The sequence below is a fragment of the Mesorhizobium sp. M5C.F.Ca.IN.020.32.2.1 genome, from assembly GCF_004023105.1.
Lineage (GTDB): Bacteria > Pseudomonadota > Alphaproteobacteria > Rhizobiales > Rhizobiaceae > Mesorhizobium > Mesorhizobium wenxiniae.
The window spans coordinates 1-4,980 of sequence record NZ_RZSX01000471.1 but is presented as its reverse complement, the minus strand read 5'-3'; the positions used below and the strand labels follow the sequence as shown (position 1 = coordinate 4,980).

Here is a 4,980-nt window from a genome sequence, read left to right as displayed (position 1 = left end):
GGATTGTTCGCGGCCAGCGCCATAACGCTGGCGCTCGCCGTCTTCGTTACCTGGGCAATCGTCGGTTCAAAATACGGCAAGCTGCTGATGGCGGTGCGCGACGCCGAGAGCCGCACGCGCTTTCTCGGCTGGCGCGCGGAGAACGTCAAACTGTTCGCCTTCACTGTGTCGGCTGTCATGGCCGGCATTGCCGGCGCGCTCTACGTGCCGCAGGTGGGCATCATCAATCCGGGCGAGTTCGAGCCGTCCAACTCGATCGAGGTGGTGGTATGGGCGGCCGTAGGCGGGCGCGGCACCATCGTCGGGCCGATCATCGGCGCACTCGTGGTCAATGCCGGCAAATCCTGGTTCACCGGCGTGCTGCCGGAGTTCTGGCTGTTTGCGCTTGGCGGCCTGTTTGTCGCCGTCACGCTGTTCCTGCCCCAAGGCATTATCGGCATGTGGGATTCCTGGCGCGGCAATGCCAAGGCGCTGCGCGCGGCCTTGATCGCCGAGGAGGCCGGCACCGATCCTGACGGCCAGCCACCGCCGAAGATCGTCCGCTCGGCTGCGAGAACGCCGGGCGACTGGTCCACATCCAGCCCCGAACCGCAGCCGGCGGAGTGAGCGATGTCGAAGAGCAACACCATCCTCTATCTCGACGGCGTCTCGGTTTCCTTCGACGGCTTTCGCGCCATCAACAACCTGTCGCTGGTGCTCGACAAGGGCGAGATGCGGGCAATCATCGGTCCCAACGGCGCCGGCAAGACCACGATGATGGACATCGTCACCGGCAAGACGCGTCCCGACGCGGGCGAGGTTTACTTCGACGGGCAGGTCGACCTGACCAAACATGACGAGGCCGAGATCGCCATGATGGGCATCGGCAGGAAATTCCAGAAGCCGACCGTCTTCGAAAGTCACACGATCGAGGAGAACCTGATGCTGGCGCTGAAGGGCCCACGCTCGATCTTCCCGGCGCTGTTCCATCGCCGCTCGGCCGCAGAGGCGCGGCAGATCGACGATATCCTCGGCATCACCCGGCTGGGCGACAAGCGCGATGAACTCGCCGCCAATCTCAGCCACGGCCAGAAGCAATGGCTCGAGATCGGCATGCTGCTGGCTCAGGATCCGAAGCTGCTGCTGGTCGACGAACCGGTTGCCGGTATGACCGACGCCGAGACTGAAGAGACCGCGCGGCTGCTCAAGGATATTGCGCGCGACCACTCGGTCATCGTCGTCGAGCACGACATGCATTTCGTGCGCGAGCTCGGCGTCAAGGTCACCTGCCTGCACGAGGGTTCGGTTCTGTCCGAAGGCTCGCTCGATTTTGTTTCGGCCGACGAGCGTGTCGTCGAAGTTTACCTGGGAAGATGATCATGGTCTGGCGCGTTCCGTTCCATCATTTCGACCTTTCGTTCTTCAGGCGTTGGAGATGGCGCTGACCATGCTCGAAGTCTCCAACGCCACGCTGCACTACGGCGCCGCCCAGGCGCTGCGTGGCGTCTCGCTGAAGGCCGGCGCGGGCAAGATCACCTGCGTACTCGGCCGCAACGGCGTCGGCAAAACCAGTTTGATGAGATCGATCGTCGGCCACCACCGGTTGACGAGCGGAAGTGTTGCCTTCGAGGGGAAGGCGCTCGACCGGAGCGCGGCGTATGATCGCGCCCGGTCGGGCATCGCATTCGTGCCGCAGGGCAGGGAGATCTTCCCGCTGCTCACCGTGCGGGAAAACCTCGAATCGGGCTTTGCGCCATTGAAGCGCGCCGACCGCAGCATTCCCGGCCACGTCTTCGAATTGTTCCCCGTGCTGAAGCAGATGCTCGGCCGCCGGGGCGGCGACCTTTCCGGCGGCCAGCAGCAGCAGCTTGCCATCGGCAGGGCACTGGTGATGCGGCCGAAACTGCTGGTGCTCGACGAGCCGACCGAAGGCATCCAGCCGTCGATCATCAAGGATATCAGCCGCGCCATTCGCTATCTGCGCGACCAGGCAGGCATCGCCGTGCTGCTGGTTGAACAGTATCTTGATTTCTGCCGGGAACTGGCGGACGAGGTCAACATCATGGACCGCGGCCAGATCGTCCACACCGGCCCGGCCGAGGATCTCGACCGCGCCGATGTCCGCAAGTTCCTGACTGTTTAAAGCCTCAGTGGCGAATCCCAAACCTCTAGGATTAGCTGAACCATCTCTCCCGTCGTCATCCTGGGGCGAAGCAAGGAGCGAAGCGACGCGGTGCAAACCCCAGGAATCCATGCCGTGACACCCGCCGAAGAGTGCCGAAGAGAAAAAGCCGTTCTCCGGCGCCCCCCATCCTGGACTCTGCACCGTGGCGATGCTCTGAAGTCACGGCATTGACCCTTGCGTCTTCACTCCGATTCGCGTCGCTGCGCCCAAGGATGACGAAATAACGAAGGTTTACGAGATTTTCTTCAACGACACCGTTTGCAACTCTGGCGCGCCGAAGATTGCATGCTAGGCTTTACTTGGCCTTGTTGAGTCGGCCGCTTTCCGTATCAGTCTCGTTGACAGATCAAGGTGAGGCGTGGGCTTAGCCGGCACGTTCCGTGCAAGCAGCCCCCCTTCTTGAGATCTGATTGTTGTTCAATGCATTTGGGGCACTTGGGCCAGGGCAGCCGATGGAACGTTACGTCGAGGACTACCAGAAACGACGGCTCACCGAGCGCGTCGACATCATGACCGCCATCAACATTCTGAAATCACAAGGATACGACCACGACGAGCTGATCGCAGAGATCACCAAGGTCTTCTATGTCGATCTCGATACCTACAACGAGGTCGTGAAGGCGGCGTGAGGGGTGACGGAAGGGGGCGGATGCGCTAAACCGCGAAGCGGCTAGCTTGCGCGTCGGAAGGTCGAGGCGGCGACGCGGTTGCGACCGCCGCGCTTGGCGGCATAGAGCGCCTTGTCGGCCGCGCTGAGCACCTTGTCGAAGCTTATGCCGTCCTTGCTGCCGAAAGCGTATCCGGCGCTGACCGTACATGTCAGGGGACGGGTTTCGGTCGCGATGACGCGCGCGGCGAAGGCGGTGCGTATACGCTCGGAGATGAATTCCACCGTTTCGGGCAGGGTCCGCTTCAGAACCAGCGCGAATTCCTCTCCGCCCATGCGCGCGGCGACATCGGTCGGGCGAAGGTTCTCGACCAGTTCCTCGGCAAACACTTTCAGCACCTGATCGCCCGTGGCGTGGCCGAATTCGTCGTTGATGGCCTTGAAGCCGTCGAGGTCGAACACGACCACAGCCGTGAAAGCCCCGATCGGAGCGCCGCCATTGAGGTCGAACAAAGCGCGACGATTGAGCAGGCCGGTCAGCGGATCGGTCAGCGCATCCAGACGGTGATGCCGAGCCAGACGGCCTTGGTTGAGCGCCAGCGAAAGGGCGCCGATGCCGGTCATGCTGGCGATGACCACGACGAGGCTCAGATCCTCGGCCCAGTTGCTGGGCGCATGTCCGAGGACAAGCTTCCCATCCCATGCAAGAGCCATGGCACACAGCACAAAGGAAATGCCGGTGGTCGAGTAGAGCACGGTAAGGCCGATGATCGGGACAGGGGCTTCCGCGCGCCCGATCCAGTACTGATAGGCCGTTGCAAATAGAAGCAGGGCGGCGAGGAGATTTTCGAACATGAAGCCGAGCCCGTCATAGCCGAGCGCCATCGGCGGCAGCGCCAGGGCCAGCGAGATGCAGCTGCCGAGAACCGTCAGCGGGATCGGCGACCGGCCGCTCCTGAACTGGTAGGCGGCGCCCAGCATGGTCGAGAACCCAACCAGGAGCAGAGCGAACGTCGCGATGCCGAGAATGCGTCCGGGCGTCTCGATATAGTCCTTGTAGATAACAACGTCGCCGACGATCAACAAAGCGCTGATCGCCCATGTCAGCAGAAACTTTTCAGTTCGCGCGGTCAGCCAGATGCCGAACAATGTCAGGCTCAGGCAGGCGGCGGAAAAACCGACAGCCAGCAGAAGTGAGTGGTAGTCAAGCGACATGCCCTAACCCGCGGCTGCCTTAGCTCCGCGGATTCATGCAGCAAGGAGGTATCGATAAGGTTACGGCGGCGGTGAAGATGTCACAATTCGAGATCGTCAGCCTGTGACGCGTTTCATCAGCGCCATGGCGCCGAACGGTGCGCGGACCTTGCCCTCGGTGATGAAGTAGACGAACACATCACGCGGTTTTACCGGTGCGTCGGTCGAGGGGTCGACGCGCGGCAGGTCGACTGGCGCCTTGCCTTCCGACCAGGTTTTGGCACGCGCCGCCCACTCATCGAGCCCCTTCGGCGTGTAGCAGTCGGGATTGTCGTCGCTGCCGGTCTGCAGCCGCGCATAGATGAAATCGCCGGTGATGTCGGCGATCCCTGGATATTTGGCGTGATCGGCATAGACGATCGCGACCTTGTATTTGCGCGCCAGGGCGGCGAATTCCGGCACGACGAAGCTGTCGTTGCGCACCTCCACCGCATGGCGCAGCGCAACGCCGTCATGCTTTTCAGGCAATAGCTTGAGGAAGGCCTCGAAATCGTCCGGGTCGAACTTTTTCGTCGGCGCGAACTGCCACAGGATCGGCCCGAGCTTGTCGCCGAGTGCGGCGACGCCCGACCCCAGGAAGCGCGTCATCGACTCGCCGGCCTCGCCGAGCACGCGTCGGTTGGTGACGAAGCGGTTGCCTTTCAGCGAATAGACGAAGCCATCCGGCGCTTCGTTAGCCCATTTGACGAAGGTCGGCTCCTTGAAACTCGAATAATAGGTGCCGTTGACCTCGATGCTCGGCACCTGCCGGGTTGCGTAGTGCAGTTGCTTCGCCTTGGACAGTTTGTCCGGATAGAAGGACGTGTCCCATGGCTCGAAGCTCCAGCCGCCCATGCCGGCGCGAATTGTTCCTGATTGAGTCACTGTCGTCCTCCCGTTTGCTTCAAAGGATCAGGCGATCGCCGTTGTCTGGGCGGCTTTAGCCATGTCGACGATCGTCCATCCTGGCCGGTAC

The 4,980-nt window shown here is 62.1% G+C and carries 5 protein-coding genes and 1 pseudogene; 4 read left to right on the top strand and 2 right to left on the bottom strand.

Annotated features, from left to right (window positions below):
• From EOA86_RS22000 to EOA86_RS21985, 4 genes and pseudogenes are all read left to right on the top strand, one after another.
• Positions 1–606, top strand: a pseudogene (locus EOA86_RS22000) (urea ABC transporter permease subunit UrtC); the annotation flags it as partial.
• A gap of 3 nt (positions 607–609) precedes the next feature.
• The gene (urtD, locus tag EOA86_RS21995) at positions 610–1,356 is read left to right on the top strand and encodes an urea ABC transporter ATP-binding protein UrtD (protein WP_127210569.1); all 747 of its coding nucleotides are present in this window, start codon (positions 610–612) and stop codon (positions 1,354–1,356) included.
• A 70-nt stretch (positions 1,357–1,426) separates the two neighbouring features.
• Positions 1,427–2,122, top strand: coding sequence for an urea ABC transporter ATP-binding subunit UrtE (urtE, locus tag EOA86_RS21990; protein WP_127210575.1), 696 nt, complete (start codon positions 1,427–1,429; stop codon positions 2,120–2,122).
• Between the two features lie 494 nt (positions 2,123–2,616).
• On the top strand, positions 2,617–2,793 hold the full coding sequence (locus EOA86_RS21985; RefSeq protein ID WP_082982505.1) for a hypothetical protein: 177 nt from the start codon (positions 2,617–2,619) through the stop codon (positions 2,791–2,793).
• Between the two features lie 41 nt (positions 2,794–2,834).
• Here EOA86_RS21985 and EOA86_RS21980 read toward each other — a convergent pair whose 3' ends face one another.
• Positions 2,835–3,986, bottom strand: coding sequence for a GGDEF domain-containing protein (locus tag EOA86_RS21980; protein WP_128343558.1), 1,152 nt, complete (start codon positions 3,984–3,986; stop codon positions 2,835–2,837).
• Between the two features lie 96 nt (positions 3,987–4,082).
• Entirely contained in the window at positions 4,083–4,889 is an 807-nt protein-coding gene (locus EOA86_RS21975) for a DUF72 domain-containing protein (RefSeq protein ID WP_128343557.1), read from the bottom strand.
• Between the last annotated feature and the right edge of the window lie 91 nt (positions 4,890–4,980).

Bases quoted from the DNA above. Each gene is read 5' to 3' on its own strand.
- urtD (WP_127210569.1), top strand. From the start codon at position 610: ATGTCGAAGAGCAACACCATCCTCTATCTCGACGGCGTCTCGGTTTCC.
- urtE (WP_127210575.1), top strand. From the start codon at position 1,427: ATGCTCGAAGTCTCCAACGCCACGCTGCACTACGGCGCCGCCCAGGCG.
- EOA86_RS21985 (WP_082982505.1), top strand. From the start codon at position 2,617: ATGGAACGTTACGTCGAGGACTACCAGAAACGACGGCTCACCGAGCGC.
- EOA86_RS21980 (WP_128343558.1), bottom strand. From the start codon at position 3,986: ATGTCGCTTGACTACCACTCACTTCTGCTGGCTGTCGGTTTTTCCGCC.